Genomic DNA, 25,099 nt, shown 5'->3' on the forward strand with positions numbered 1-25,099 from the left:
GCGCGAGCTCGAGCGCTTCCTGGGCGCGTTGGCGCGAGACGCGGTGCGGCCGCGCGCGTGAGGCGGCGTCCGTCCGCGCGTGGGGCCGACTCGGCGCCCTCGGTCGCGCGCGCGGCCAGTTTTTCGACCCGCGCGGGGAATATGGTACGCCTACGGTGCTCGCGCCGCCTCGCGCACGGGAGAAACGAAGCATGATCCACGCTCGCCTCGCTACGCTCGCCTCGCTCGCCTCGCTCGCCTCGCTCGCCTCGCTGCTCGCCACCGCGAGCGTCGGCTGCTCCAGCGGAGCGACGGCCGTGCCCACCGAGGCCGGCGTCGACGGCGGCGCGATCGACGGCGCTCCTGGCCCCGGCCCGGGCCCGGGCCCCACCGACAAAATCTCGGCCGCTTCGGGCGGCACGATCCGCCTCGAGGGCGCGACCCTCGCGATCCCGGCCGGCGCACTGTCGGCCGACACGGCCATCACCGCGAAGGTGAACGCGGCGACGAGCTATCCTGGCGGCGACTCGCTCCGCGGCAAGGGGTACGACTTCGGCCCGTCGGGGCTCACGTTCGCGAAGCCGGCCACGCTCAGCGTCGACGTGCCGCCCGGGGTCGACGGCGCGACGCTCGTGTTGGCGAATCTCGACGAGAAGACCCGCACGTGGGTGCCGCTCGCCGACTCGAAGCTCAGCGGGACGGCCGTCTCGGCCAGCCTCGCGCACTTCTCGAGCTACGCGCTCTTCGTGCGGCTCGGCAACGCGAACCTGACGGTCGACTTCTCGGCGTGCGCGACCCCAACCTCCAGCAAGGAAGGCTGGTACGCCGACACCTGCGGCGCCGACGCCGTGAAGGGCTCCATGGTCGGGCTGAAGCTCGCCGGCGCTGCCGGTGGCCCCTCGGCGGGGAAGAACTGCACGGTGACCTATTCGTTTGGCAAGCTCACGATCGCGACGGATCTCCCGGCGCCCGGCGGCGGCACCGTCACGTTCGTGACCCACCTCGACGGCGAGCGCGACGACAACGTCATCGCGCAGGGCGACAGGAGCGGGTCGCCGATTCGCTTCGTTCAGATGCGCGAGGTGCTCCCGGGCGTGCCCGAGAAGGTCATTCGCGCGTCGTTCTGGCTCAACGAAGACCGCGGCCTCAACTACGTCAGCGCCTCGAGCGCCGACGGATCCATCGCGTGCGGGGCGGATCCCCGCGCGTCCTGAGATCCACGAGCGTCCGTGAGGCAGGCTGCGCGACCTCGGCAAGCGGCCGTGACGGGCGCCCTCAGAGCAGCGCGGTGCGATCGAAGTAGACCTCGGTGCGCGCGATCTTGTCGCCGCGCAGGCCGAGCAGGGCCATCCCGTGAAGGCGCTTCTTGTCGCCCCCCGCGATGGGCGTGAAGTCGGCGAGCCAGAGGAACGCGCCCCCCTCCCCCTCCTCGAAGGCGTGCACTTCCTTCACGCGCCAGTCCATGCGCCACGTCGCGAAGAGCCTCACGAGGTAGGCGCGGACGCCCGCGTGGCCCTCCATCGCGCCGCGGGTGTTGGGGTCTCGGTACTGGCAGTCTTCGACGTAGCACGCGAGGACCGCCTCCACGTCGTGGCGGTTCCACGCCGCGAGCACCCGCTCAGCGTGCTCCGCCACGCTCGGCAAGTGGGCAGTCTCCGCGGGCGCGCTCATGAGGAATCGCTTTCCGTCGGCCTCTAGTACGGCCGGCGAGGGTCGCGGCGAAGCGCCGCTCCGCAAGACTCGCACCGCGGCGGCCGGCGCGCAGCCGAGAAGCGCCGGCGTCGCGCGTTCTCGTCGCGCGGGTGGTGCTCACGCGGCCTCGGGGGCGCCCAGGAGGAGCGGATGCGCGCCCGCCACCGGCCCTTCCGGGAGGCCTCGGCCCGCGAGGAGCTCGAGGGCCAGCCGCTCGTAGAAGGAGGGCGCGTCGAAGCGGCCCCAGCCGACGGCGCTCCAGTGGTCGGCGTCCAGGTGGCCGAGCACCCGGCCGCGACGCTGCGACGCCAGCGGCACGACGCCGTCGTTGTCGCCCGCCGAGCGACGCAGCCAGCGGTACGTGGGTAGGAGCCACGGCCCCACGCCGCGCGCGCCGCGGCCGGGAGAGACCGCGATGCTGGCGTATTGCACAGTGCACACATCGGGGGTCTCGGCCTCGAACACGCGCATTCGCTCGGTGGTGAGGTCGAGCACCGAGCCGAGGCTCGCGGAGAGCACGCGGGAGCCGCGCACGAGCCGAGCGCCCGCGTCCGCGAGGGGGGTGCCCCGGTGCGGGGTGGCGATCGTCACGAGCGAGGCTACCTGCGCGTCGAGGCCGAGGTGCGTCACTGCGAAGCGCGCGTCGAGGCCGCCCATGCTGTGCGCGACGAGGTGGGTGCGGCCCGAGCCAAGCGCCCGGACGGCGGCCGTCAGCTCCGCGGCGCGGATCCCGATCGAGGCGAACGGCGAGACCCGGATGAACGCCGCCGCGACGCCGCGCGCGCGGAGGCGCTCCGCGACGCCCCGGAAGTACGCGGACGACACGGGACCGACCCCGACCTCGTCGAAGCCCGCGAAGCCGTGGAGGAACACGACGCGGTCCGGCTCCGCGCCGACGCGGGCGACGCGGGCGACGCCACCCACGCGAGCGGCGCGAGGCGCCGGCCACGCACGCCAGTGCGCGGCGTCCGGCGCGGCTTCGGCAGGCTCCACCGGCGGGGAGGCCCGCGGCGCGGGCGAGGCCTCCGGCTCGGGCGCGGCTTCGACCGAGGCCTCGAGCCGGCCGCGGTGCGGCTCAAGCTCCTTCTCGCGGGGTGGGTGTGCGGGCCGCCCTGCGAGCCAGACGACGAGACCTTGGACCGCCAGCGCGAGTAGCACGGCGACGAGCACGGATGCGATGGCCACGGGGCACCTCCAGCCCCTGGACAGTAGCACCGCAACGCGACGCGTCAACGCAACGCGTTATTTCATTGCGCGGAGCGGCGTGCCGCGCGGCAGCACGCCCGTGCGTGGCCTGCGCGCGCGCTCAGGACGGCAGCACGCCGCGAAGGGGCCGCGGCTCGGACAAGGAAGCGTCGACGCCGAGCTCGCGCCTCACGTCGGCGAGCGGCGCCTCGAAGCGCTCGCGCCACGGGTACCCAAAGAGCAGCCTCGCGCGCTGGCCCAGCTCCCACCCGCGGGCGACCGCGTCGAAGCGCTCCTTGGTCTTCTGGCTCGATCGCTCGATCGCGGCGTTCAGCAGCAGCGCCGACACGAGCGCGGCCGGCAACATGCCTGGCAGCTGCGCGGCGTACACCGCCTGGAGGCCCGCCTCGCCCGCGGGATCGGGCGCGAACCCCGTGACCACGTGCCACAGGTCGTGGGTCTCGTAGAGGTGCGCGCGCATGTAGTCGGGGCCGACGTCGTCGACCACGCTCGGGATGGCGTCCGGGCGCAGGTGGTGGCGGCGCATGAAGTCGCCGTAGGCGCGGCCGAGCGAGCCCTCGGGGCAGCCGGCGAGCAGCGCCTCGGTGACCACGCCGAGACGAGGGCGACGCTCGACCGCGACCTTCGCCTCGGGCTCGCGGGCGAGGCGCTCGTAAATGGCGCGGGTCATCACGGGATCGTTCGCCGAGTCTCTCATCTGGAAGACCCGATCGAGCTGGCTCGGATCGCGGGCGAGCCGGAAGAAGTGATAGAGCGGCTTGGCGAGGCGTAGGAGCTGCATGAGCCTCAATATGTGAACGTTTGCTCGCATCTGCTACTCGCATCCCTTGGGCTGGAAAAACCGGGGCGCGACGGCGATCTCGCCCCCGCTGGCTCGTGTTCACGCTCGCGCGGCTGGCCGCCCGAGATCGGCGGGATGAGGTACCGTACGCGGGCGACGCCGCCGCGTCGGACGCCGCCAAGCCAGGCATGCCCACGAAGCCGAAGACCACGCCCAGCGCGAAGGCGAAGCCGCGGGACGCGACCATCGCCCCACGCAAGGCGCCTCGGCAAGAGCGCGCCCGCGTGACCGTCGAGGCCCTCCTCGACGCGACCGCGCGCGTGCTCTGCCAGAGCGGCTACGACGGCCTCACGACGAACAAGGTGGCCGCCGCGGCGGGGGTGAGCGTGGGCTCGCTCTACCAGTATTTTCCAGGGAAAGACGCCCTGGTGATCGCGCTGCTGCTGCGCCACGCCGACCACCAGCACGCCGCGTTCCAGCGCGCGCTGCTCGGCGTCGCGGACGCCCCAATCCCGGCCGTGGTCGACGCCGTGCTCGACGTCCTGTCGGCCCAGCAGGACTCCGATCCCGAGCTCGGGTTCGTGCTCATGAACCAGCTGCCCCGCGTGGGCGAAATGGGCCAGATCATCGCGTACAGCGAGGAGAAGCTGGCCGTCCCGCTCCTCGCGTTCCTGCGGGCCCGCGCCGCCGACCTCCCCGACCTCGACCTCGCCGCCACGACGTTCCTCCTCACGCACGCGATCCCGCCGCTGCTCCAGCGAATGCGCCTCACCCGGCCCTCGAAGGAGCGCCGCCGGGCGGTATTCCAGGAGCTCCGCAAGATGCTGGTCGCCTATCTGGCAGGCGCGCCGGGGCGAGCGTCGCGATAGGCCACGAGCGCGGGGAGCCCGCCGAGAAGTCGAGGGCCCAGGCGTCGCCGGGCCTCCCGTGGTCCTTCCAGAACTTGGTGGGGATCGCGCCGGAAAAGGCGGTCGTGTCGACCCACCCCACGGGCCGCGTTGGTCGAGGCGCGCTGCACCGTCGGCGCCGGGTGCTTGGAGAGCCACCTCGCGCGCGACGCGGGCGAGATCGAGAGGGTAGACCCCCCCGCGATCCTGACGTTCGCGCCGCGCGTCCTCGAGACGCGCCTCGAGGTGGCCCTCGAGGCGCTCGTGCGCGCGCGGCACGGGCTCGGGCCGTGCGTGGCGTCGAGCGACGGGGCCCCCAGCGCGAAGACGCTCGTAGCGACGGGGCCCGAGGTGAGCGCCGCGGGGCTCTCGTTTCCGCAGCGGGGCGCCCCGAGACAGTAGTGCTAAGTACCGCAGAACGTTCGGTATTCTTCCTGAAACTCCGCTCCCGGCGGCGCGGCGAGGTGCGCGTGCTCGGGCTGGTCGTCGAACGGGCGCGCGAGCACCGCGTGCAGGGTTTCGAAGGGCTCGAGGTCGCCCTCGCGCGCGGCGAGCAGCGCCTCCTCGACGCGGTGGTTTCGCGGGATGAACGCCGGGTTCGCGCGGCTCATCGCCTCGGCGCGGGCCTCCGCGGTGCCCGGCTCCTCGGCGAGGCGGCGGCGCCACTCCTCGGCCCACGAGAGGAACGCGCCGGGCTCGTCGAAGAGCGCCGCGGCCTCCGCGTCGGCGTCGGGAGTGCGCGCCGACTCGCATAGTCGCCGAAAGAGCCGCGTGTGGTCGACATGACCCGCGGCCATGCGCTGGAGCAGATCGCGCGCGAGGAGCAGGTCGTCGCCGCCGACCTGCGAGAGCCCGAGCTTCGCTCGCAGGACTTCGCCATAGGCGGCCTCGAAGCGCGGCACGTAGCCTTCGAGCGCGCCCTCCGCGAGTCTGACCGCGTCGCGCTCGTCCGCGGCGAGGAGCGGCAGCAGCGCCTCGGCGAGCCGCGTGAGGTTCCACAGCGCGATGCGGGGCTGGTTGCCGAACGCGTAGCGGCCGCCGCGGTCGATCGAGCTGAAGGTGCGGGAAGGATCGTAGGTGTCGAGGAACGCGCACGGCCCGTAGTCGATGGTCTCGCCGGCGATCGACGTGTTGTCGGTGTTCATCACGCCGTGGACGAAGCCGACCCCCATCCACCGGGCCACGAGCCGCGCTTGGGCCTCGATCACCCGCTCGAGGAGGGCGAGCGCCTCACCGCCTGGCTCGGCGCTCGGACGCGCGCCCGGGTAGTGGCGCGCGAGGGCGTGGCTCGTGAGCGCCCGCAGCGCCTCGGTGTCTTCGCGCGCCGCGAAGTACTCGAACGTCCCGACTCGCAGGTGGCTGGCAGCGACCCGCGCGAGCACCGCGCCAGGCAGCGCCTCTTCGCGGTGCACGAGCTCGCCCGTGGCGACGGCGGCGAGCGCGCGCGTGGTGGGGATGCCGAGCGCCGCCATGGCCTCGCTCACGAGGTACTCGCGGAGCACCGGCCCGAGCGCTGCGCGTCCATCGCCCCCGCGTGAGAACGGCGTGCGGCCTGCGCCCTTCAGCTGGAGGTCATGGCGTGCTCCGTCGGGCGCGACGAGCTCGCCGAGGAGCACCGCGCGGCCATCCCCGAGCTGCCGCACGAACGAACCGAACTGGTGCCCGGCGTAGGCGAGCGCGATCGGCTCGGCGCCCTCCGGCACGGCGCTGCCCGCGAGCATCGCGATCCCTTCGGCCGAAGCGAGCGCGCCCGCGTCGACGCCGAGGCGCTCCGCGAGCGCGCGGTTCACGCGGAGGAGCGTGGGCGATCGCACGGGCGTGGGCGAGACGCGGGCGTACATGCGCTCGAAGAGCCGGGCGTAGCTGTTGTCGAACGCGAGCTTCATCGACGAAGGTCTAGTCGTGCCGGCGCGAGACATCCACCACGAGCTGGGTCCCGCCGCGCGGACGCGAGCAAACCACCTAGCTCATCCATTCGGCACGCGTGAGCCGCAGCAGTCGCGTTGCGCTACCTTGTCGGAATGTCGCCTGTTTTCGCTCGCCCAAGTCGAACGCGCGCCCTCGCGCTGACGTCGCTCGCGTCGCTCGCGTCGCTCTCGCTCCACGCGGCGTGCTCGTCGACCGCGGCGCCCTCGCCGACGCCTGGCGCCGACGCGACCGCGCCGTGTCCGCCCCCCGAGGGGACCGGGCTCGCCCTTCCCCGCCCCAAGCGACGGACGCCTCGCTGGGCCTTCGAGCCGTGGATCTCGAAGGACATCTCGACCTCAGACGACACGCGCGCCTTCGTGGCCGGGTTCAAGTCGCGCGACATCCCCGTGGGCGTCGTGGTGCTCGATAGCCCCTGGGAGACGAGCTACCACTCGTTCGTTCCGAACCCGAAGCGCTACGGCGGGTTCGACGGCCTCACCGACGAGCTCCACGGACAGGGCATCAAGCTCGTGCTCTGGATGACCTCGAACATGAACGAGAGCTCCCTCGATCTCGAGCAAGGCGGCGACCTCTATACGGGTCCCGCGCCCGACTTCGAACGGGGCATTCTCTGCAAGTACTACGTCAACGACGGCGAGACCTCGTTCTGGTGGAAGGGCCGGGGCGCAGGCGTCGACTTCTTCAACCCGGAAGCCCTCGCGTGGTGGCACGGCCTGCAGAAGCCCATCCTCCAGAAGATCGACGGCTGGAAGCTCGATTTCGGAGAGAACTACATCCTGCCTGCGCCCATGAAGTCGGCCAAGGGCGAGGTCCCTCTTCAGGAGTACTCCGAGGAATACTACAAAGACTTTCTGGCCTTCGGCGTGGCCTCGCGCGGGCCCGAGTTCACCACGATGGTGCGCCCGTGGGACGCCTCGTACCAGTTCGCGGGCCGCTACTTCGCGCGCCCCGAAGACGCCCCCGTGGCGTGGGTGGGCGACAACCGGCGCGACTGGGTCGGCCTCGCCGACGCGCTCGACAGCATATTTCGTTCGGCACGAAAGGGCTATGTGGTGGTGGGCTCGGACATCGGCGGATACCTCGACAGGGACGACAAGGATCTCACGAAGGAGATCCCCTTCGATCAAGACAACTTCGCGCGGTGGACGGCGGTGGGCGCCTTGACCCCGTTCATGCAGCTCCACGGTCGCGCGAACCTCGCGCCGTGGACGGTGAGCGTGCGCCCCGAGGAGACGGTGACGCTCTACCGTTATTGGTCGTGGCTCCACCACGAGCTCGTACCGTTCTTCTACAGCCTGGCCGAAGAGGCCTATGCGGGCGGGCCCAACGTGCTCGAGCCGATTGGCGACGATCCGGGGTGGGCGGGCGACTTCCGCTTCCGCGTAGGGAAGGCGCTGTTCGTGGCGCCCATCCTGGACGGCTCGGGGAGGCGCGACGTGCCTCTCCCTGCCGGCGACACGTATTACGACTTCTGGCGACCGCAAGACGACGCCATTCCCGGCGGGCGGACGCTGACCGGAGTCGACGCGACCGACCGCGCGCGGATACCCCTTTACGTGCGACAGGGCGCGATCATCCCGATGCACGTCGAGAACGAGCTCACCGGCGCGGGGGACGCGGCGTCGAAGGGGCGGCTCACCGTGCTGGTGTATCCCGGCCCGACCCGGCAAGCGTTCGTGCTCCACGACGACGACGACCAGAAGACCACGATCGAAGCGGAGTCGACGGCCGCGGGGGCGCGCGTCACGCTCTCGCGGAGCCCGAAGCCGGTGACCCTGCGCGTCCGCGCGGACATGCCCCCGAGCGGCGCGAGCCTCGACGGTGCCCCGCTCGCCCAAGCGGCGACGCGCGCAGCCTTCAACGCGGGCGAGGGGCAGTATTTCGTCGACGCCGCGGCGCGGAACGTGTGGGTGCGTATACCCGCCGCGTCCGGCTCGCGAGCGGTCGTGCTGTCGCCGTAGCCGTCGCCCGGAGGCATTCGACGCGGGTGCCCCTCGGGGCTACGCTGACGAGCCATGCGGGCGCGACTCCACGATCGGAATGGGCCTCGCACGCTCACCCGGGGCGTCGCCGCCGCGGCCGCGGGCGTGCTCGCGATCACCCTGCCCTGGGTCTTCGGCGACGCGCCTTCTCCGCTCGCGGCGACCACCGCGTTGCTCGCGCTCGCGGTCCTCCCACTGACGCGCGTACCGCCGCTCCGGTTTGGCCCGCGCGACGTGCTGCTCGATGTGCGCACGGGAGACCTCCACGTGCGCGCGGGCCTGCGCTCGTTCCACATCCGCGCGCCGGAAATCACGGGCGCCACCGTGAGCCGGCACGGCGCGGCGTGCGCGCTGACGCTCTCACTCTCCACGCGCCGTGGGATGCCCGTCACCCTCGTGTTCGCCAACGACTCGGAGGCCGAGGAGGTCAGGGCCGCGCTCGGCCTCGGCCACGGCGGGCGCGGCGAGACCTACTGGCGCACCGAGTGGGACGGCACCGCGACCCTGCTCGCGTGGACGACCACCGCGATCTTTGCGGTGGGTGCGCTCTTCGCGACCCACGTCGGAGAGGAGACCGGCGGCGTCTTCACGGTGCTGTCGGTAGTCGCGGGCCTCTTCGGCCTGGTGCTCACGTGGGCGGCGTCGCCCGCGATCAAGCCCGGCATGGGGCGGCGCGTGGCCCTCCGGCCCGAGGGTGCGTACTTGCCCACGCCGACCGGCCACTGCTTCGCCGAGTACGAGAAGCTCGGGCGGGTCGATCCCGCCGACGGCGCGCTCGTGTGCCAGGTCGGCGACGAGCCGTTCGTGCTCGTGCGGAGCCGCACGCTGCCCGCCGCAGAGATCGAGCTCATCGCGAGCCATCTCACTTCTGCCAAGCGACGCGCGCTCGGCGAGGGGCCGCTCGCGGTCGATGTGCGTGAGCGGCTGCGGGTCCTCGAGCGCGGAGATGCACCCCTCGGCGCATGGCTGGCCCGGCTCGAGGGGATCGCGGTAGGCGGCGGCTACCGCGGCGGCGCGGTCGAGGCGGACGATCTTCGGGTGGCCGTGGGCGACCCCGACCTCGACGTGGAGCTCCGCGTCGCGGCGGCGCGCGTGCTCGCGCGCGTCGATCCGGAGGTCCGCGTTCGCGTCGCGGAGCTGGCCAACACCGCGCCCAACGCCCCCCGAGCGAGGGCCCTGCGGGTCGCGACGGGCGATCTCGGAGAGCTCACCGACGCCCTCGACGCGCTCGAGGCGGTCGAACCGCGCAGAGGGAGCGTAGGCCGTCGCGCGGTCACCGCGTCCATGGACGCCCATTCGACCCGGCGGTGATCTTCGGCGCGGCGCCCCACGAAGCGCGGCGCGGCGCCACGCGGGCTGCTACGCTCGCGCCGTGGCCTACAAGCTCTCTGGGATCGTGCTGTGGGGTGTGCTCGCGCTCGCCGGCGTCGGGTGCAGCGCGGAGGCGCCCTCGCCGGAAGAGGCCCAAGACGAGGCCGACGAGGCGGCCATCGCCGGCGTCGCGGCCGCCGATCCGAGCGCCACGCTCGCCACCCGCGCCGTGCTCGCGAACCTGCGCTCTTTCGACCTGAAGAGCTCGAACGCCTGGGACCGGCGCGTCCTCTTCGGCCAGCAGGAATACGACACGTCCAACCGCGCCGCCCACGGCCTCGGGAAGGTCGCGTCCGACGTGGAGCAGGTGTCGGGCAAGCAGCCCGGCCTCGTGAGCTACGAGCTCTCGAGCGCGTACCCCGGCAGCACGTCGGTGTTCGACAGGGCCGGGTTCGCCGCGGGCCGACCCGCGCTCCGCGAGCTCATCCTCGACAAACGACGCCGCGGCATCCTCACGAGCCTCGTCTGGCACCTCCGCTGCCCCAAGGCGCGGAGCACCCTCCCGGACAAATACGCGCCCGCCGACTGCCCCGCCGACTACACCATGGCCGAGCTGCTCGAGCGCAAGCCCGACGGCTCGCGTGGGGCGCACTTCGACGAGTGGAAGGGCATGCTCGACGAGCTCGCCGAGCTCCTCTGGTCTCTCAAGGACGACCGCGGCGCGCTCGCGCCCGTGTTGCTCCGCCCCTTCCACGAGTTCACCGGGGAGTGGTTCTGGTGGGGCCGCTCGAACACCCCCGAGACCTACGCGGCGGTGTGGCGCCACATGGTCACGTACCTGCGCGAGGGGCGCGGGCTCCACAACGTGCTCTGGGTCTTCTGCCCGGCCGCGCCCACGGAGCGCCACCTCGGGGGCTACGAGCGCTACTACCCCGGCGACGCGTTCGTCGACGTCGTGTCGTTCGATCGCTACGACCACAGCAGCAGCTTTGCCGCCGGCTTCGCCGACGACCTCGACGCGGTCGGTGGTTTCGCCCGCGCGCATGGCAAGGTGGCGGCGGTCGCGGAGGTCGGGCGCGATCTCGTGGGGATGCCGCGGTCGCCTACCTGGTTCACCCGCTCGCTGCTCGCCCCGCTGAAGACCCGCTCCTTCGGCTACGTCGCCTTGTGGCGAAACGCGCCGTGGGAGAAGTTCGCGCCCGAACCCGGCGACGCTGAAATAGCTAGCGATTTCAAAGACATGACAAGCGACGAGGCCGTCCTGCTCGCGGGCAAACACGACCTCTATCGGCCGCTGCACGTCGCCGCTCCGTAGCTAGAGATAGGGCCCGGCCGAAGAAAAGTGCGCTCGGACCGCGCGGTCACTCGCTCCACCGAACCCATCGAGCCCTCCACAGGCTCGAAGAGAGAGAGGAGAGGCCGACGCCTCTACGAGCAGAAGGGACCCCATGTCGACGATCGCCATCACCTCCGAGAACTTCGCCGCGACGCTTGAGAAGGAAGGGATCGTCGTCCTCGACTTCTGGGCGGCCTGGTGCGGTCCGTGCCGCACGTTCGGACCCATCTTCGAGGCCGCCTCCGAGCGCCACGGCGACCTCACCTGGGGCAAGATCGACACCGAGGCCGAGCAGGAGCTCGCGGGGGCGCTCCGCATCCGCTCGATCCCCACGCTCATGATCTTCCGCGACGGCATCCTCCTGTTCTCGCAGCCGGGTCTCGTGCCTGCCGCCGGGCTCGACGATCTCGTCGCGCAGGTCCGCGCGCTGGACATGGCGGAGGTGCGCCGCAAGATCGCCGCCTCCGAGGCCGAACGGGTCGCCTGACGAGTCATCCCGCCCCGCGCGGGCGGCCCGCAGGCCCGCTTGTCCCTTGTGCCGCCGCGCGCGGCGGTGGTCTCCTGATGCCATGGCGCAGCGAGCCGAAGACGAGTGGAACGCGCGAGTCTGGAGGGTGCGAGCGAAGGACGGTCGGCAGGCGCCCGAGCCCGTATCGCTGACCAAGATCCGGCGAGGCGTGGAGCTCGGCAAGCTCCACGTGGACATGGAAATCGCCCAGGTGGCCCTCGCCGCCTGCCACGAGGTAGGGGCCTACGCTTCGGCCGTGCACATGGCCGTGCTGTTCTCCGGCCGCGAGCTCGAGGAGACCTGCGCGAAGGTCGCGTGCACGCTCTCTCTCAAAGGCGCCCCGCAACAGGCGGAGTAGCCCGCGTGCCCTCTTCCCCGCCCTCTTTCCCGCCCTCTTCCCCGCCTGCGAGCGCGACGATCGCGGGCGTGTTCGTGGGCGGCGCTTCACGGCGGATGGGCTCCCCCAAGGGGCTGCTCACCCTCGGTGGACGCCCGCTCGTGGAGCGATGGCTCGCCGTGCTGGAGCGCCTCGGTGTGCCCTACGTCTTGGTGGGCGCGCGACCCGAATATGCGCACCTCCCCGCGACGACGCTAGCCGACAGCCCCGCGGGGGTGGGACCGCTCGGCGGCCTCTCCGCGCTGCTGGAGCACGCGGAGGCGCGCGGGTTCACCGCCGCCGTCGCCGTGGCCTGCGACATGCCGTATGTCGACGAGGCGCTGCTCGCGCGGCTCCTCGCGCGCGGCCCGGCGCCGGCGGTCGCCGCACGGCGAGACGGGCGCTGGGAGCCGTTCTTCGCGCGCTACGACGTGGCGAGCCTGCGCCCCCTGCTCACCTCGCGGCTCGCCGAGGGGCGCCACGATCTTCAGGGGTTGCTGGCGCTCGCCAGTACGGTCGAGCTGTCGTTGACCGATGAAGAGCGTGGTAGGCTTCGCGACTGGGATACACCGGCGGACGTCGCCGCCGACACGCACGCCGACACGCACGCTGGAAGGGAGTCGCCCCCATGAAGCTACGAACCCGTGGAAACTCACTGCGCCTGCGGCTGACCCGCTCTGAGGTCGCGCGACTCGCCGAGGGCGGTGAGATCACCGATCGCGTCGAGTTCGGCGCAGGCGCGGCGCTCAGCTATTCGATCGCACGCGCGGACGTGTCGCAGGTGCGGGCCACGCTGGAGGGCGCCCACGTGCGCGTGGAGGCGCCGCCGTCGGTCCTGCGCGAGTGGGCCGGCAGCGAGCAGGTCGGATTCGAAGGCACGCAACCGCTCGACGGCGACCGCGCGCTGAAGATCCTCGTCGAGAAGGACTGGACCTGCCTCACGAAGCGAGAGGGCGACGAAGACGTCGACACCTACCCTCACCCACACGAGACCTGCTAGCTTAGCGCGTGGGGCGCCGCTGAGGCGCCTTTGGCGACCACGGATCGCTGTCACCGCGCGGGTGGCCTGGGGCGCCACCCCAGTGGATCGCGCGTGGGGCGAGCGTCAGCCGGCTGCCAGCTCGGCTGCGCGCTGACCCACGGCGTGCGCCGGGATGGCGGCGAGCCGCGCCGCCTCCACTTCGGGACCGAAGAGGATGCGCCGGTAGAGGACATCGCGCTCGATCTCGGCGAGGCGATAGTTGAGGAGCATCACCGTCGAGGCGATAGGGCTCGAGGTCTGGCCGCGCATGCCGTTCAGCGCGAAGCCTGTGCCGCCTGGAAAGTCGACGATGTGGGCGCGCAAGATCTGGAAGGGCGCGCTCATGGGCATCAGCATCCACGCGACGCCGACGCCAGGGAGGTGCGCGTGCGAGCGGCCCCGGAACACGTAGTCGAAGGTCTCCATGCGCCCGTCCGAGCCGCCGTTCTGCGGAGCGCCGAAGAGCACCCCGAGCGCGTAGCGCAGATCGGCCTTCCCGAGCGGGCTCTCGTACCAGCCATCGCGCGCGCCGCGCCCGAAGCGGAGGGTCTGCTCGACGAGGTCGAGGCGTATTCGAAGGTCCGAGGCGGTGTCTTCGGAGACGAGGCGCTTGCGGCTCGCCGCGAGGAGGGCGTTGCGCGCCGTGACCGTCGTGCGAGGCTCGACGTTGGCGGCCATGGGCTCCTGGTAGCGGGAGTGCGGCAGGATGCTCGCGAGGCCATGGAAGAAGCCGAGGAGCCCCTGCAGCGACTCGACCATGGGGCCGAGCGCGACGGTGTGAGGCCTGTCCCAGGCGGTGACGATCAGGTCGCTCGAGATCATCCCGCTCGCGTGCGTGGCGTGTGAGATCGCGGCATAGGGCAGGTCTGCGCGGACACCCGAGTTCACGAGCAGCCTGCGATCGGTGAAGATCATCCCGGTCTCGCCGCCGGTGTCCGCGAGGACCCCGTCCACGAGCGCCAGCAGCCGCTCGCCGCCCAGGTGATCGAGGCCCATCAGGTAGGTCCTCCGGGCGGCCGCGAGCTTGATCTCGGAGAGCCGGTAGGCGCCGCGCACCTGACGATAGGGCAGTAGGCAATTGACCACGAGCTGGCTTATCGCCCCCTCCTTCGCGAACGACTGGAGAGAGAGCTCGCGGTCGCCCTGGTTGTAGCGGACGATCGCGGACATCGCGTCCCGGAACGAGACCCGGCGGTGGGAAGAGACGAGCGGGGGGATCGCGAACGGGCCATGCGCCGTCGGCAGGAAGCCGGGCAGCGTCTCGCCCTGGGGGTGCTGCGGAGGGGCTTGTACGGCGGAGAGGGCGCACCGTCGACCGTCGCTCAGCACGTAGAGCGCCTCCGAGGTGACGAGGAACCCGCGCTCGGCGTCGCCGTTCGTGTCGTCGAGGACGAAGAGCGGCAGCTCGTTGTCGGGCCAGCGCACGCGCACAGCCACCTCTGCCAGGCGGGGCGGCTGCGGGAACAGCTCGATGTCGGCGAGGCCGAGGAGCGCGTCGCGGAGGTAGTCGACGAGCGAGACGCCCTGAAAGTCGCGGTAGGCGGTCATATGCGCGGCGAAGTGTAACGCGCCCGCGGGAGCCGCGCCCACGCTTCCCCCGCCGCGGTTCGCTCCGTAGTCTGTGGGGCGCAGCCGCGATCCGACGAGGCGTGAGACGCGGGACCGATAGGCACGGACAGGAGGCGAGATGGCAACGAAGAAGAAGGCGTCGAAGGCGACCCGCGCGACGAGGGCGCCCAAGGCGAGCCCCGCGCGGGCGAAAGAGAAGGTCTCCCCCGCCGCACCCCCGGGGGTCGCGCTCCGACTCACGGCAGAGCTCGCGGCGCCGCCGGTGCGCGTCTTCGACGCGTGGATGAGCGGGGAAGGGCACGCCGCGTTCACCGGGGCGGGAGCGACCGTCGAGGCGCGGGTCGGCGGCCGGCACACGGCGTGGGACGGCTACATCGAGGGGACGACCGTCGAGGTCGCGCGTCCGGACCGCATCGTCCAGACCTGGCGCACGAGCGAGTTCCCCGCGGCCGCCCCCGACTCGCGAATCGAGCTGTCCTTTCGGCCGAGCGCGATCGGCACGGAGCTCACCCTCGTGCACACGGGCATTCCGCGCGGTCAGGGCGCGAAATACCGGCGAGGCTGGGAGGAGCACTACTTCTCGCTGATGCGCGCGCACTTCGGCCGCGGCTCTAGTTAGTTAGTGGGTTGAGTCAGCTACGTTAACCAGCCCTCAGCTCACGCGTCGCACGAGCACGATGGGCCACTCCGGCGCGCGCTGGCTCTCGGGCAGGGTAGGGAGAGCCCCCTCGGTCGCGAAGAGCGCCTCGCGGAGGTCGGCCACGTCGCGCCATCGCACGGACCTCCGCGGGTGCAGCGCCCTCGCCACCGCGCGCGAGACCTTCGACGGGACCGGCGAGGAGAACAGCGCTCGCGCGCCGACCGGGCCGTGCGGGCCGAGCCGCGGCTCCTCGCCCGTGAGCAGAACGTAGAGCAAGGCGCCCACGACGAACACGTCGTCCTGCTCGCGCGCGACCTCGTCCGAGACGCGACCGCCGCGCAGGCTGTGAGGCGCCGGCAAATCGGCGTGGGAGTACCCCGCGCCCGCGACCGAGAGGCCGCCATCGTCCAGCAGGTCGACGCTCTCCGTGTTCACGTGACCGAGCCGCACGCCCGCAGCGTGCGCGCGCTCGACGTGAAAGAGCAGCACGTCCGCGATCCGCAGCACCTCGTCGACAGGCAGCCTCCCGCCCGCCGCCAGGCGCCTGTGCTCGAGGCTCTCGCCCGCGCGCGGCGCGGCGACCGCTCGATAGACACCCGACTCCTCGCTGACGTTGTGTGCCGCGCCCATTTCGACCTCCGCGTGGGGGTTCATGCCTTACTCCCTTCGGTCGCGTGGCATAGGCACGCCGCTCGCCGGAGGCTCGCTTGCATGTTCGCTTGCCCCTGTTTGGAACGTGGGGGCATCGCGGGAAATGGATCACAAGGTAGGTAACTATTTCCCGCCGGTGCTCCCCGCGGAGAAGAAGACGTCGCCATCGCGCTTCACGTGACCCTCCGCCACGAGCTTCTCGAGGTGCGCCTCCAGGCTGAGCTTCGCGATCGGGTGGAGCGCGGCGGGTGTGTCGCCGTACGCGACTCGAACCAGCGCGTCGAGGGTGTCTCCCGCGGCGCGCGTCGCCTGGCGCACGCGCTCCTCCCGCGCGAGCCGGTGGGCCACGTACCGCTCGAAGTGGGCGCGCGGCCCGTGGATCGGGTCGCCGTGGGCGGGCAACGCGGTCGCCGCGTCGAGGGCGCCGAGGCGCCTCAGCTGGCACAGGTAGGCGGCCATGTCCCCGCCCCCGGAGGCGGGCGCGATCAGGATGGTCCCCTCGCTCGCCACCATGTCGCCCACGACGAGGGTCCCGCTGGCTTCGTCGAACAGGCACAGGTGCCCCGGCGCGTGCCCGGGAGTGTGGAGCACCCGCAGCGTCATCCGGTGAGGCCCCTCCAACGTGAGCACGTCGCCGTCGTCGAGGGTGCGCACGGGCCCGCGGAAGGCGACGCGGGCTGCGGTGTCGGCGTGCACGAAGAGGGCGAGGCCGAGCTCCCGCGCCAGCACGTCGAGGCCCCCGACGTGGTCGACGTGGTGGTGAGTCGCGAGGAGCCCCACGAGCGTCCGGCCTGCGCTGACGAGACCGCGCGCCCAGGCGAGCCACTCGGCGAGCTCGTCGTCGTCGGGCGTCGCGGGCTCGACCAAGAGCACCTCGCGCGTACCCAGCGCGTAGCTGTTCGTGTGGGTCGCGGGCGGGAGCGTGGGCGTGCGCGCCGCCACGCGCGCGACGCCGGGAGCGACGTCCGTGGGTCCGAGCATGGCGGCTGCCTCTCCCGTTCTCCCTCGCCTCGCGCGCCTGCCTCTCAGCGCTCGACGACGACGGCGAGCGCTTCGCCGCCGCCGATACAGAGGGTCGCGAGGCCGCGCTTCTTGTCGCGCTGGATCATGCTGTGGACCAGGGTGGTGAGGATGCGCGCGCCGCTCGCGCCGATCGGGTGACCGAGGGCCACGGCCCCGCCGCGCACGTTCACGCGCTCGCGGTCGATCTTGCACTGATCGGCGCACACCATCGAGACGACGGCGAAGGCCTCGTTGATCTCGAACAGGTCGATGTCGGCGAGCTTGAGGCCGAGCTTCGCCGCCGCGTTGTCCATGGCCTTCGCGGGCGCCGTCGTGAACCACTCGGGCGCCTGGGCCGCGCCGGCGTACCCGACGATGCGGGCGAGCGGGGTGAGGCCGTGCTTCTTCACGGCCTCCTCGCTCGCGAGCACGAGGGCGCTCGCGCCGTCGTTGATGGACGACGCGTTCGCCGCGGTGATCGTCCCGTCCTTCGAGAAGGCCGCGCGGAGCGACGCGAACTTGGACGGATCGCCCTTGCCGGGGCCTTCGTCAGTCTTCACGACGAGCGCGTCGCCCTTCTTCTGCGGCACGGAGACCGGCGTGATCTCCGCGTCGAAGAGGCCCTCTTTCTGGGCGGCGAGCGCCTTGCGGAAGCTCTCGCGGGCGTACTCGTCCTGCGCCTCGCGCGTGTAGTTGAACTCCTTCGCGCACAGGTCGCCACAGTTGCCCATGTGCACGTTGCCGTACGGGTCCCAGAGGCCGTCGAAGATCATGCCGTCGACCAGCGTGCCGTTCCCCATGCGGTAACCGCTGCGCGCTTTGTCGAGGTAATACGGCACGTTGGACATCGACTCCATGCCGCCGACGACCACGAGCTCGGCGTCGCCGACCGCCAGCGTCTTGGTGCCGAGCACCACGGCCTGGAGCCCGGAGCCGCACACCTTGCTGACGGTCGTGGCGGGCACGCTGTTCGGGAGGCCCCCGTAGATCAGCGCCTGACGCGCGGGCGCTTGCCCCAACCCGGCGGAGAGCACGTTGCCCATGAACACTTCGCCGATGAGGCCGGCGTCGACCTTCGCCTGCGCGAGGGCGCCCTGGATGGCGGCGGCGCCCAGCTTCGGGGCAGACACCGAGGAGAGGGCGCCCTGGAACGCTCCGATCGGGGTGCGGGTCGCAGAGACGATGTAGACGGGGGGCAAGCTGGGCATGACAACTCCTCGGAGGCGCGCGGGGCGCGAAGGCGGCGCGGTCGTGACGTGACCGTCGCGGTGGCGAGCGAGACGAGACGCGCGACGGCAGGCGCTGCGTGACCCGACGGGCGCCGTTATACCCCGCGTCGGCCCGCGGCGCACTCCGCGCGGCGCACCGCCGAAGGGTGGCTTCCTCGGGCGAGAGAGCCTGGTAGAGTCGACGCGCCGTGCCGACAACCCCCGGTCCACTGCCCCCGCGCGTCGCCGTGGCGATCGTGCTCGTCGCGTCGCTTGCGGCGGGGCTGGCGACGGCCCACTGCGGCACCGCGGGGGGTGGCTCCGCAGACCGCGAGGCGGGCGCAGCGGACGACGCGGCCCGCGCCGCCCCGGCGGTTTGCCCCGAGGCCCTCCCCGAGGTGGGCGTGTGGTGCGCGCTGCCCGAAGGGACCACATGCGCCTACGGGCCCTGCGGCGCTTTCGCCCGGTGCACCCGCGGCGCGTTCGTGCGGGCCACGAGCCCGCGCGCGAGCCTGTGCCCCACCTCGCCTCCGCCCGAGGGCAGCCCCTGCGGCCCCTGCTTCGTCGATGGAGGGGTGTGCGCATATGGCGATCCCACCTGCGCAGACGCACAGGTGCCCCCCGCGATCTCCACCTGTTTCGGCGGTCGTTTTGCGACGAGAGCCATCGAATGTGAGGCCGGACCCGGCGACGCGGCCGCCGCGGACTCGGGCGGTGACGGCGAGGTGGATGCGGCGGCCGACTCCCCGAGCGACGGTTGAGCCGCGCGCGACTTGCGCGGCCCCGGTCCCGTGGGCTAGGAAACGCGGCTTCGTTCGTTCGCTCGTTCGCTCGTTCGCGCGTCGCTTCCCATCCACTCACCGCGCACGGCGCAGCGCGCACCGCTGGCGGGTCCCCTGCCGTCATTCCGAGGAATCCCATGTCCGAGTCCAAGTTCGCCGCGTTCATCACCGAGAAGAAGCTCAACCAGGCGCGCATTCTGTCGGCGTCGCACACGATCGAGTCGCTCCGGCCCGAAGACCGCCTCATCCGCCTCGAGAAGTGGCGCGCGAAGCAGGGCGACACCCCCTCGGAGAAGAAGACCTTCCCGAAGCCGCGCTCCGGCCGCCCCGTGACGCCCCGCGCGATGGCCGCTGCGCTCGCTGGCAAGCCCCTCACCGGCCCGCAGAAGCAGCGCATCCTCCGCGCCGTCAACGCCCTGCTCGAGCAGAAGAAGACCGAGAAGGTCGAGTTGAAGACGCTGTTCTAGGACTCGCGACGGGCGCGAGGCCCCTCCTAGCGATAGGACGGAGCCTCGCGCGGCCAGGGCGCTCGAGGCCAACGCTGGCCCAACGCTTACAAGTCCGTAGGCCTACGGCGTCGAAGGAAATTTCTTCGCCGCAAATTGGGCCACCCGGGCGCGTTGGGTGCAGGTTGCACGTATGGCCGTCTTTGCGTTGCTGCTCGTTGTTTTTGTGGTCGTATTCGACCTGCACGACCTCGCGAACCGCAAGCGCCTGCGGCGCGACGAGGGGTGACGTACCCGTTTCCCGCCAGGACCCCACGGAGCCCCGCATGCTGAATGCCTCTCGACCGCTCCGCACCCTACCCAGGGAATGGTCCAGGCCCTTCAGTTCGCGCCCGCCCCCGCCGAGGGGACCCGACGCGTCGCGACGCGCTTTCCGCGTCGCGTCCGGGGTGCGCCGCCGCGGCTCCTCGAGAGCCCGCGTGCGCGCCGCTGGCTCGCCGTCGTGGTGCCCTGGTCCGAAGGCTCGGTTGGGGCGGGTGGACGGTTGAGCGACGACGAGGCCGCGAGCCTCCAGCGCGCGGCGAACGGTGACGCCGCCGCGTTCCGCGTGCTCTTCGCGCGGCACCGCGTCGACGTGCAGCGCCTCGTGTTTCGAATGGTGGGCGCGCGGCCCGACCTGGACGACATCGTCCAGGAGGTGTTCATCCAGGTGTACCGCAGCCTGCGTGACTTCCGCGGCCAGTCGAAGTTCTCGACATGGTTGCACCGGGTCACGGTGAACGTCGTGCTGATGCACCGCCGCGCTGCGCGGAGCCGCCCGACCTATGCGGAGGAGGCGCCTGACGACCTCGCGCACGACGCGAAGCAGGTGCTCCCCGATGAGGCCGCGGCCCGTCACGAGCGGATGCGGGCCTTCGGCCGCCTGCTCGACCGGCTGGCCGACAAGAAGCGAATCGTCTTCGTGCTGCACGAGCTCGAAGGGAAGGCCCCGGCCGAGATCGCGGAGATTGTCGGCGCGCCGGTCCTGACCGTGCGGACGCGCCTCTTCTATGCGCGTCGCGAGCTCGAGGCGATGTGGCAGGACGAGCCCTCCTTGAAAGGGCTCGACGGGGGGTTCTCGCGTGCCTCGGCAGAGGAGGACTCATGAACGTGCGAGCGAGCAGCCGGCGAGCAGCGTGTCGATGCCACGCGACCGAGCGGAGCACGGTATGAAGACCAAAGACCCCACCACGACCGACCCTCCGACCGCAGTGGACCCGCCGGCGACGCCGGTCGCGGACGTGGAAGAGGAGGACGAGTCGCTCGCGCCCGACGAGCTCGACGCCCTCGACGGTCCGGCGCCGTTCGCCGCCCTCACGGCGCTCACCGAGGAGGCGAAGGGCGCCTTCCTCCCCGTCGAGCCCGACGACGCGGCGTGGGCAGCGATGGAGGAGCGCTTGGTCCTGCGCCTCGCCACCGAGCGGGCCCTCGCGCGCCGCTCGAGGCGCACGCAGCTCGTCGTCGGCGTGGCGTCGAGCCTCGCGCTCGCGGCTGGCGCGATCTTCCTCATTCGTCCGGCCGATCCGTTACCGCCCTCCGAGCCTGTGCCCACGCTCGCGAGCGTCGTGAAGGGCGGCCCGCGCGGCGCAGCCCTGTCGACCCCGCTCCCTGGCGGCGGCGATAGCTTCTTTCAGGGCGATCCGGTCGAGGTCACCGGCGGCCCTCTGGCGTTCGAGGTCCCGGGCGTGGGCTCGGCGATCGTCACCCCGAGGCGGGCGATCTGGGCGCTCGATCCTGCCGGCGAGGGGAGCGCGAAGGCGGTCCTCACGAAGGCCACGGCGACGTCCCTCGTCGTCGCGCTCGAGCGCGGCGCGCTCGAGGCCGACGTGACCCCCGAGCGCGACGGCGAGGCGTTCGCCGTCGACGTCACCGGTGGCGCCGGCACGACGCGCGTCGCCGTTCACGGCACCCACCTGCGTGTGGCTCGGAAGGGCGACCACGTGACGATCGATCTCTCGGAGGGGGTCGTCGTGGTGGGCGCAGCGGGCCCGAGCCGCACCACGGGCCTCGAGCTGCGCGCCCCGGCGCACCTCGAGCTCGAGGCTGGGTCCGCGCCCTCGGCCGCGCAGGTCACGCGTGAGGTGCGCCCCGCGTGGACGCTCGATCTCGTCGCGGCCGGCCAGCCCCCGGCGGGGCCCACGAGCCCGTCCACGCCTGTCGACCTCGGCCCCGACGCCAGCGCCATCCCCGACGCCACCACCACGAGACCCGGCCCGCCCCGGCCTGCCGGCCCCGGCGTCCCGGCTCCGGTCGCCCTCACCGAAGGGCGCGCCCTCGCGGCGATCCAGGTGGACCTCAAGCGTTGTGTGGCCCAGGCGGCGGTCCCTGGCGCGGTGCGGGTCTCGATCGACAGCGAACTGTCGATCGAGGTGCGCGCTGACGGCACGGTCGCCGGGACCCGCTTCACGCCGCCGCTCGCCCCGGCGATCCAGGAGTGCGCGTCCGGCGCGATCTTCGCGCGACGCATCGAGGGGCCACGCACCCTCATCGTCCCGGTGAAGTTCGAGTTCTAGAGCGCCGGGCCACAGCGGGTCGCGCCCCTGGACCACGGCGGGTTTCGCCTCGAGCGACGCTCGTTCGCCGTTCGAGATCTTTGGCACTCTGGCCAGCCGGTCGCCCGCATGCGACTCACTTCGGGCGAGCGAGCTTGGCGATGAGGTGGGTCTCTCGAGCGCCGAGCAGGCCGAACTGGACGCCCATCCCACCGTCGCGCTCCCAGCGGACGCGCGCGGGTAGAGTGGACGTCTCCGCGGCGCCGGGCAGCACCACCATGATGTCGAGGTCGCTGTTGAACGGCGCCGGCGTCGAGGTCTCGATGAACATGCCGCCGATGCTCAGGTCTCGACCGCGACCTTCGTGCAGCTCGGGCTTGCCTCTCACCATGAACGTGAGCGGCACATCGATGTTCGAGCGCCCGAATTGACGGTGTTCTGCCACGGTTCGTGGATGCTACCATTTGCGCCGTGGAGGCCGAGGAGCGAAAGAGAGAGAGAGGGACATCTTCCCGCGGGCCGAAGGCGCGCGACGCGGCGCCGCTCCCTCCGGCCGTGGTGGCTGCCCTCTCGGCGGCGAAATCCACCGACGCGACGGGGCGCCCTTCGGCGACGGGTGGGCGCGCGCTCGCGCTCGTGCCCGTGGTCGTGATGCTCACGCTCGCGGCGCTGCTTTTTCCTCGCGCCGTGCCGCCTCAGGAGCTCCCCCTGCCGCGCGTGGACGTCCGCGCCCTCGAGGCCACGGCCGAGCGGGACGCGGACTACGCGCGCTTGGCCGAGCGGGGCCTCTCCGACGACACCCGTGTGCTGGGGACGAAGCTCCGGGCCTTCAACAACCTTCAAGCCAGCTCGGCCGACGAGAGCGCCATGATCGCGGGCCGGGCGGCGCTGAACCACGCGATCGCCGCCGTGCTCGAGCGCTCGCCGGCCGAGCTCAAGCTGCTCCGCGCCGCGCAGGTGACCCTGTTCCTTCGGGCGGTCGCCGACTTCGAGGCGACTGGGGTCGAGGGCGACGAGCTCATCGCTCTCGGCGGAACGTTCGTGTCGCGCCTGCGCGCGGTCGGTTGGATCAAGGAGCGCACCGTACTTCCCGACGCCGCCGTACGCGCCGCCCTCTACAAGCTCATGTGGGGCGCGACGCTCAACCTCACAGCGGACGCGACCCTCGACCTCTCACTCGACGAGCAGCGCGCGGTGCATGCATTTTACATCCTTCACCCGCACCCGTCCGACGCGCGCCGCACCGGCCTCGCCGCGGCGTGGGCCGCCGCGCACGCCGCGAGCTCCCCCGCGGCCGCCTGCGAGGAGGCGAGGCTCGCGGAGATCGCGGCCACGGAAGAGTGGCGACTCGAAAAGGTGCGCAAGCTTGGCACGCTCGACCCCGACTACCCCACGAGCTTCGCGCTGGGGATTGGCCTCTATCGCCAGCGGAAATACGCGGCCTCGGCGGAGGCCTTCCGTGACTGGCTGCGCGAGCACCCGACCGGCCCCCTCGCGCTGCGCGCGCAGAACCACCTCAAGGCGGCGATCGTGGCCGACTCGTCGCCCTAGCTAGAGCGCCGAACCGCTTGATTCGGTCGGCCTTTCGCCGATTTACGTCGCCGTACTTCGTTGCTCCTCCTCGCCTAGCAGCAGTAGGACTCGTCGTCGCGCCCCGCACGGCTCGCAACTCGGCGAAAATCCTCGGTCATCAAGCGGTTCGGCGCTCTAGAAAGGGTCGCCTCGTCTCCTCCGAGCGAGAGGCCGTCGTCCACCCGACCTTGAAGGGCGTCCAGGGCCGCGCGGGCTCCGCCAGTTACGCGGTCCAGCCGTTCAAGCCTGGACGGGCGGTGGCTCACGAGCCCTCGGGGGGGTCGCACGGCGGCGTGGACGTGGACGTGGACGGAGGCGCGGGCGCGGGCGCGGGCGCGGGTGCAGGCGCCGGCGCGGGCACCGCGGTGGGGTCGGCGGGGGCTCGCTCTTCGCACGCGGCGGGCTGGGTCGAGACCCTCGCCCCGCGCACCGTGAGGCTGCCCGCGTAGGAGAGTTGGCGCGCGAAGAGCGCGCCGTCGATCGTCGCGTTGCCCGCAAAGGACACCTCGGCCTCGGGCGCGTACACGAGCCCATGGAACGCCTCCCTTCCGGCGAGCGTGAGCTTCGCGTTCTTGCCGCCCACGTAGAGGCGGAGCGCCTCGGGCCGCGTGGGATCGCCGAACGACGCCCGCCCGACCGTCGTCAGCGTACCGTCCACGAACATGTCCAGCGTCGCCCCCGCGCCGAGCACGATCTGGCCCTCGCCGATCGTGGTCAGGTCGCCCTCCAGGTAGAGCTGCACCGCGCCTTCGATCCGCAAGCTCGTGCCGCGCAGCTCGCCCGCACCTGAGAAGTAGTAGCGGCCGTCGCGCAGCGTGAGTGGCGCGCCCTTCGCCACGATGCGCGCGTCGGTGCCGAGCCCCGCGCGCGCGTTGTCGTTCGCGCCGCGGGCGGCTCGCACCGCGCCGGCCACGTCGTAGAGAGCGCCGGGATCGCACGCGCACGGCGGCGCCCCCGGATCGACGTACGCGCCGCGGGCTCCGGCGACCTGGCGCCCGGCGAACGACGTGGGCTCGGGAGTGCGGAGCGTGCCGCCTACGCGGAGGGAGCCCGCGCCCGAGAGCCGCCCACCGACGGCGAGGTCCGCGCCGACCGTGAGATCGCCCGCGCCCGACAGATCGCCCCCGGCGAGCGCGTGATCTCGCACGTCGAGGTCGCCGGCGAAGGACACGTCCGCCCCCGAGCGCAGGCTGCCGTCGATGCGGGTGCCGGACGCGAACGAGAGGCGACCGACGACGCCGACATCCGCGGTCTCGCCGGGTCGGGCGATGGTCGTGAGCTTGCCGGCGTGCGACATCGCGCCGCACACGCACACCGCGGCCTGCGCGAACAGCGCAGGCGCCGGGCTGCAGTGGGTCGTGAGCGCGGGAGGGCGTGGCCTCGGCGGGGCCGCGTACGAGAGCCCGCCGCTCTTCCCAACGCCCTGCGCCGCGCCGCTCTCCTCCACCTCTCCGCCGACGCGAATCGAACACGCCGACGCGAGGGTGAGCGCGGCGAGCGGCGCGAGCGACCAGACTCGCGAGACGCGCGGGGCGTGCGAGGTTCCCGCGACGGACGTTGAGCGATGGGGAGCAAGCTTGAAGGGGCGCATCGGGTTCCTTTGGGTGAGGGGTCGACCCTCCTTTCGCACGCTGCGTGCCACCGCCCTCGCCGCGCAGCGCCCAGGTTTGCGCAGGTTTCTTGGTTCGGC

26 protein-coding genes are annotated in these 25,099 nt (G+C 72.2%); 16 read left to right on the top strand and 10 right to left on the bottom strand.

What is annotated here, in order from left to right:
* Positions 1 to 191 precede the first annotated feature (191 nt).
* Entirely contained in the window at positions 192 to 1,193 is a 1,002-nt protein-coding gene (locus IPQ09_09065) for a hypothetical protein (protein MBL0194349.1), read from the top strand.
* A gap of 61 nt (positions 1,194 to 1,254) precedes the next feature.
* Here IPQ09_09065 and IPQ09_09070 read toward each other — a convergent pair whose 3' ends face one another.
* The 3 genes from IPQ09_09070 to IPQ09_09080 all read right to left on the bottom strand — a co-directional run bounded on the left by IPQ09_09070 (position 1,255) and on the right by IPQ09_09080 (position 3,658).
* Positions 1,255 to 1,650, bottom strand: a complete 396-nt coding sequence (locus tag IPQ09_09070) for a nuclear transport factor 2 family protein (protein ID MBL0194350.1) — start codon at positions 1,648 to 1,650, stop codon at positions 1,255 to 1,257.
* Between the two features lie 138 nt (positions 1,651 to 1,788).
* Positions 1,789 to 2,856: a hypothetical protein gene (locus IPQ09_09075; GenBank protein ID MBL0194351.1), complete on the bottom strand. Its 1,068-nt coding sequence runs from the start codon at positions 2,854 to 2,856 to the stop codon at positions 1,789 to 1,791.
* Between the two features lie 121 nt (positions 2,857 to 2,977).
* Positions 2,978 to 3,658, bottom strand: coding sequence for a hypothetical protein (locus IPQ09_09080; protein ID MBL0194352.1), 681 nt, complete (start codon positions 3,656 to 3,658; stop codon positions 2,978 to 2,980).
* Positions 3,659 to 3,846: 188 nt separating this feature from the next.
* On the opposite strand from IPQ09_09080, the gene IPQ09_09085 reads away from it, so the two are divergent.
* Both IPQ09_09085 and IPQ09_09090 read left to right on the top strand, forming a co-directional pair.
* The gene (locus IPQ09_09085) at positions 3,847 to 4,527 is read left to right on the top strand and encodes a TetR/AcrR family transcriptional regulator (GenBank protein ID MBL0194353.1); all 681 of its coding nucleotides are present in this window, start codon (positions 3,847 to 3,849) and stop codon (positions 4,525 to 4,527) included.
* Positions 4,528 to 4,692: 165 nt separating this feature from the next.
* Complete coding sequence (locus IPQ09_09090; protein ID MBL0194354.1) at positions 4,693 to 4,947, top strand: hypothetical protein; 255 nt, start codon at positions 4,693 to 4,695, stop codon at positions 4,945 to 4,947.
* Between the two features lie 2 nt (positions 4,948 to 4,949).
* Here IPQ09_09090 and IPQ09_09095 read toward each other — a convergent pair whose 3' ends face one another.
* Positions 4,950 to 6,431 (bottom strand): YdiU family protein, encoded by a 1,482-nt coding sequence (locus tag IPQ09_09095; GenBank protein ID MBL0194355.1) that lies wholly within the window; start codon positions 6,429 to 6,431, stop codon positions 4,950 to 4,952.
* A gap of 135 nt (positions 6,432 to 6,566) precedes the next feature.
* Between IPQ09_09095 and IPQ09_09100 the strand changes: the two genes are divergently transcribed.
* The 7 genes from IPQ09_09100 (at position 6,567) to IPQ09_09130 (ending at position 12,987) form a co-directional block, all read left to right on the top strand.
* Positions 6,567 to 8,435 (top strand): glycoside hydrolase family 31 protein, encoded by a 1,869-nt coding sequence (locus tag IPQ09_09100; protein MBL0194356.1) that lies wholly within the window; start codon positions 6,567 to 6,569, stop codon positions 8,433 to 8,435.
* Between the two features lie 54 nt (positions 8,436 to 8,489).
* Positions 8,490 to 9,767: a hypothetical protein gene (locus tag IPQ09_09105; GenBank protein MBL0194357.1), complete on the top strand. Its 1,278-nt coding sequence runs from the start codon at positions 8,490 to 8,492 to the stop codon at positions 9,765 to 9,767.
* 61 nt (positions 9,768 to 9,828) lie between these two features.
* Positions 9,829 to 11,082, top strand: coding sequence for a hypothetical protein (locus IPQ09_09110; GenBank protein ID MBL0194358.1), 1,254 nt, complete (start codon positions 9,829 to 9,831; stop codon positions 11,080 to 11,082).
* Between the two features lie 133 nt (positions 11,083 to 11,215).
* Positions 11,216 to 11,590, top strand: coding sequence for a thiol reductase thioredoxin (locus IPQ09_09115; protein ID MBL0194359.1), 375 nt, complete (start codon positions 11,216 to 11,218; stop codon positions 11,588 to 11,590).
* An 82-nt stretch (positions 11,591 to 11,672) separates the two neighbouring features.
* Positions 11,673 to 11,969 (top strand): hypothetical protein, encoded by a 297-nt coding sequence (locus IPQ09_09120; protein MBL0194360.1) that lies wholly within the window; start codon positions 11,673 to 11,675, stop codon positions 11,967 to 11,969.
* Between the two features lie 95 nt (positions 11,970 to 12,064).
* Entirely contained in the window at positions 12,065 to 12,619 is a 555-nt protein-coding gene (locus IPQ09_09125; protein MBL0194361.1) for a molybdenum cofactor guanylyltransferase, read from the top strand.
* Positions 12,616 to 12,987 carry a hypothetical protein gene (locus IPQ09_09130; protein MBL0194362.1) on the top strand — a complete coding sequence of 124 codons (372 nt, stop codon included), beginning with the start codon at positions 12,616 to 12,618 and terminating at the stop codon, positions 12,985 to 12,987. The genes IPQ09_09125 and IPQ09_09130 overlap by 4 nt, the downstream gene beginning before the upstream one ends.
* Positions 12,988 to 13,092: 105 nt before the next feature.
* Here IPQ09_09130 and IPQ09_09135 read toward each other — a convergent pair whose 3' ends face one another.
* Positions 13,093 to 14,556 (bottom strand): hypothetical protein, encoded by a 1,464-nt coding sequence (locus IPQ09_09135; GenBank protein MBL0194363.1) that lies wholly within the window; start codon positions 14,554 to 14,556, stop codon positions 13,093 to 13,095.
* A gap of 139 nt (positions 14,557 to 14,695) precedes the next feature.
* On the opposite strand from IPQ09_09135, the gene IPQ09_09140 reads away from it, so the two are divergent.
* The gene (locus IPQ09_09140) at positions 14,696 to 15,196 is read left to right on the top strand and encodes an SRPBCC domain-containing protein (protein MBL0194364.1); all 501 of its coding nucleotides are present in this window, start codon (positions 14,696 to 14,698) and stop codon (positions 15,194 to 15,196) included.
* A gap of 33 nt (positions 15,197 to 15,229) precedes the next feature.
* Here the strand turns inward: IPQ09_09140 and IPQ09_09145 are convergent, their stop codons facing one another.
* The 3 genes from IPQ09_09145 to IPQ09_09155 form a co-directional block, all read right to left on the bottom strand.
* A complete protein-coding gene (locus IPQ09_09145; GenBank protein ID MBL0194365.1) occupies positions 15,230 to 15,871 on the bottom strand; it encodes a hypothetical protein in 642 nt (213 codons plus the stop codon).
* 120 nt (positions 15,872 to 15,991) lie between these two features.
* Positions 15,992 to 16,849, bottom strand: a complete 858-nt coding sequence (locus tag IPQ09_09150; protein MBL0194366.1) for an MBL fold metallo-hydrolase — start codon at positions 16,847 to 16,849, stop codon at positions 15,992 to 15,994.
* Between the two features lie 44 nt (positions 16,850 to 16,893).
* Positions 16,894 to 18,078: a thiolase family protein gene (locus IPQ09_09155; GenBank protein ID MBL0194367.1), complete on the bottom strand. Its 1,185-nt coding sequence runs from the start codon at positions 18,076 to 18,078 to the stop codon at positions 16,894 to 16,896.
* Between the two features lie 209 nt (positions 18,079 to 18,287).
* Here IPQ09_09155 and IPQ09_09160 point away from each other — a divergent pair, with 209 nt between their 5' ends.
* From IPQ09_09160 to IPQ09_09175, 4 genes are all read left to right on the top strand, one after another.
* Positions 18,288 to 18,839 (top strand): hypothetical protein, encoded by a 552-nt coding sequence (locus IPQ09_09160; GenBank protein MBL0194368.1) that lies wholly within the window; start codon positions 18,288 to 18,290, stop codon positions 18,837 to 18,839.
* A gap of 158 nt (positions 18,840 to 18,997) precedes the next feature.
* Entirely contained in the window at positions 18,998 to 19,327 is a 330-nt protein-coding gene (locus IPQ09_09165) for a hypothetical protein (GenBank protein ID MBL0194369.1), read from the top strand.
* A gap of 346 nt (positions 19,328 to 19,673) precedes the next feature.
* On the top strand, positions 19,674 to 20,453 hold the full coding sequence (locus IPQ09_09170; GenBank protein ID MBL0194370.1) for an RNA polymerase sigma factor: 780 nt from the start codon (positions 19,674 to 19,676) through the stop codon (positions 20,451 to 20,453).
* A 61-nt stretch (positions 20,454 to 20,514) separates the two neighbouring features.
* Complete coding sequence (locus tag IPQ09_09175) at positions 20,515 to 21,858, top strand: hypothetical protein (GenBank protein ID MBL0194371.1); 1,344 nt, start codon at positions 20,515 to 20,517, stop codon at positions 21,856 to 21,858.
* A 115-nt stretch (positions 21,859 to 21,973) separates the two neighbouring features.
* Here IPQ09_09175 and IPQ09_09180 read toward each other — a convergent pair whose 3' ends face one another.
* Positions 21,974 to 22,282, bottom strand: coding sequence for a PilZ domain-containing protein (locus IPQ09_09180; protein MBL0194372.1), 309 nt, complete (start codon positions 22,280 to 22,282; stop codon positions 21,974 to 21,976).
* A 5-nt stretch (positions 22,283 to 22,287) separates the two neighbouring features.
* Between IPQ09_09180 and IPQ09_09185 the strand changes: the two genes are divergently transcribed.
* Positions 22,288 to 23,388 (top strand): hypothetical protein, encoded by a 1,101-nt coding sequence (locus IPQ09_09185; GenBank protein MBL0194373.1) that lies wholly within the window; start codon positions 22,288 to 22,290, stop codon positions 23,386 to 23,388.
* Between the two features lie 283 nt (positions 23,389 to 23,671).
* Here the strand turns inward: IPQ09_09185 and IPQ09_09190 are convergent, their stop codons facing one another.
* Positions 23,672 to 25,000 carry a hypothetical protein gene (locus IPQ09_09190; GenBank protein MBL0194374.1) on the bottom strand — a complete coding sequence of 443 codons (1,329 nt, stop codon included), beginning with the start codon at positions 24,998 to 25,000 and terminating at the stop codon, positions 23,672 to 23,674.
* Positions 25,001 to 25,099: the final 99 nt, after the last annotated feature.

Source organism: Myxococcales bacterium (genome assembly GCA_016720545.1).
Classification (GTDB): domain Bacteria; phylum Myxococcota_A; class Polyangia; order Polyangiales; family Polyangiaceae; genus JAAFHV01.

Coding starts and splice junctions, on each gene's coding strand:
- IPQ09_09065 (MBL0194349.1), top strand. CDS start 192: ATGATCCACGCTCGCCTCGCTACGCTCGCCTCGCTCGCCTCGCTCGCC.
- IPQ09_09070 (MBL0194350.1), bottom strand. CDS start 1,650: ATGAGCGCGCCCGCGGAGACTGCCCACTTGCCGAGCGTGGCGGAGCAC.
- IPQ09_09080 (MBL0194352.1), bottom strand. CDS start 3,658: ATGCAGCTCCTACGCCTCGCCAAGCCGCTCTATCACTTCTTCCGGCTC.
- IPQ09_09085 (MBL0194353.1), top strand. CDS start 3,847: ATGCCCACGAAGCCGAAGACCACGCCCAGCGCGAAGGCGAAGCCGCGG.
- IPQ09_09095 (MBL0194355.1), bottom strand. CDS start 6,431: ATGAAGCTCGCGTTCGACAACAGCTACGCCCGGCTCTTCGAGCGCATG.
- IPQ09_09100 (MBL0194356.1), top strand. CDS start 6,567: ATGTCGCCTGTTTTCGCTCGCCCAAGTCGAACGCGCGCCCTCGCGCTG.
- IPQ09_09105 (MBL0194357.1), top strand. CDS start 8,490: ATGCGGGCGCGACTCCACGATCGGAATGGGCCTCGCACGCTCACCCGG.
- IPQ09_09115 (MBL0194359.1), top strand. CDS start 11,216: ATGTCGACGATCGCCATCACCTCCGAGAACTTCGCCGCGACGCTTGAG.
- IPQ09_09120 (MBL0194360.1), top strand. CDS start 11,673: ATGGCGCAGCGAGCCGAAGACGAGTGGAACGCGCGAGTCTGGAGGGTG.
- IPQ09_09125 (MBL0194361.1), top strand. CDS start 12,065: ATGGGCTCCCCCAAGGGGCTGCTCACCCTCGGTGGACGCCCGCTCGTG.
- IPQ09_09130 (MBL0194362.1), top strand. CDS start 12,616: ATGAAGCTACGAACCCGTGGAAACTCACTGCGCCTGCGGCTGACCCGC.
- IPQ09_09135 (MBL0194363.1), bottom strand. CDS start 14,556: ATGACCGCCTACCGCGACTTTCAGGGCGTCTCGCTCGTCGACTACCTC.
- IPQ09_09140 (MBL0194364.1), top strand. CDS start 14,696: ATGGCAACGAAGAAGAAGGCGTCGAAGGCGACCCGCGCGACGAGGGCG.
- IPQ09_09145 (MBL0194365.1), bottom strand. CDS start 15,871: ATGAACCCCCACGCGGAGGTCGAAATGGGCGCGGCACACAACGTCAGC.
- IPQ09_09150 (MBL0194366.1), bottom strand. CDS start 16,849: ATGCTCGGACCCACGGACGTCGCTCCCGGCGTCGCGCGCGTGGCGGCG.
- IPQ09_09155 (MBL0194367.1), bottom strand. CDS start 18,078: ATGCCCAGCTTGCCCCCCGTCTACATCGTCTCTGCGACCCGCACCCCG.
- IPQ09_09165 (MBL0194369.1), top strand. CDS start 18,998: ATGTCCGAGTCCAAGTTCGCCGCGTTCATCACCGAGAAGAAGCTCAAC.
- IPQ09_09170 (MBL0194370.1), top strand. CDS start 19,674: ATGGTCCAGGCCCTTCAGTTCGCGCCCGCCCCCGCCGAGGGGACCCGA.
- IPQ09_09175 (MBL0194371.1), top strand. CDS start 20,515: ATGAAGACCAAAGACCCCACCACGACCGACCCTCCGACCGCAGTGGAC.
- IPQ09_09190 (MBL0194374.1), bottom strand. CDS start 25,000: ATGCGCCCCTTCAAGCTTGCTCCCCATCGCTCAACGTCCGTCGCGGGA.